Below are 832 nucleotides of genomic sequence, written 5' to 3'. Positions count from 1 at the left end.
TAACCTTTCATTAAATACGTGTTCAGCGGAATCATACCGCCAACATAAACCAGTACTAATGCAAGATGGCTATTAATCAACCCCAACATCTGCGCTAAGACAAATATCGCAATTAGGGCGGAAAATTGAGGGATCATCTGCAAAAGAAGGAACAGCATTAGACCATTTTTTCTGCCTTTAAAGCGAAAGCGTGAAAACGCATATGACGTACATGACACACTGATCAGCGTAAGTACCATGGTCAAAAAGCTGATTTTCAAACTATTCCAGAACCAGGTCAGGTAAGCCACTTTGTCATTAGCAAACAAAGTGGCATAGTGACTCAGAGTCGGGTTCTCCGGGAAAATGGACTCCCCCATTATACTGTTACCTGGATAGAATGACGCACCAACCGTCCACACTAACGGGTAAATAATGATCACTGATACCAACAAAATTAGGCCGTAACTCAATGTCAATCGGATGCGATTACTACGTTTAATACTCATATTTTTATCTCGCTTCTTCTTTGAATGACTTGGTCATACGGAATTGCCAAAGAGCAATGCCCACAACAAAAATCGACAGTAATAAAGTGATTGCAGATGCAATACCGTATTGCGATGAGGACATCGTCAGTTTATAAATCCATGACACCAAGATATCGGTGCCGCCCGCGTTACTACCAATGACAGCAGGACCACCATTGTTAAACAGATAAATAATATTGAAGTTGTTAAAGTTAAACGTATATTGAGTAATCAAAATTGGAGCGATTGAGTACAGAACCAGCGGTAAAGTGATGGTTCTTAACTGCTGGAGTTTACTTGCACCGTCCATCGTCGCAGCTTCA

Annotated in this window: 1 protein-coding gene and 1 pseudogene; both read right to left on the bottom strand. The window is 41.1% G+C overall.

Going from position 1 to position 832, the window contains the following annotated elements; genetic code table 11:
- Positions 1-488, bottom strand: a pseudogene (locus R7Q48_RS26135) (sugar ABC transporter permease); the annotation flags it as partial.
- A gap of 4 nt (positions 489-492) precedes the next feature.
- A partial coding sequence (locus tag R7Q48_RS26130; protein WP_318133099.1) for a sugar ABC transporter permease occupies positions 493-832 on the bottom strand: 340 nt, incomplete at its 5' end.

The sequence above is a fragment of the Vibrio sp. 378 genome (assembly GCF_033339435.1).
Note: the sequence above shows the minus strand (reverse complement) of the source record. Positions and strands in the feature narration are given on the sequence as shown.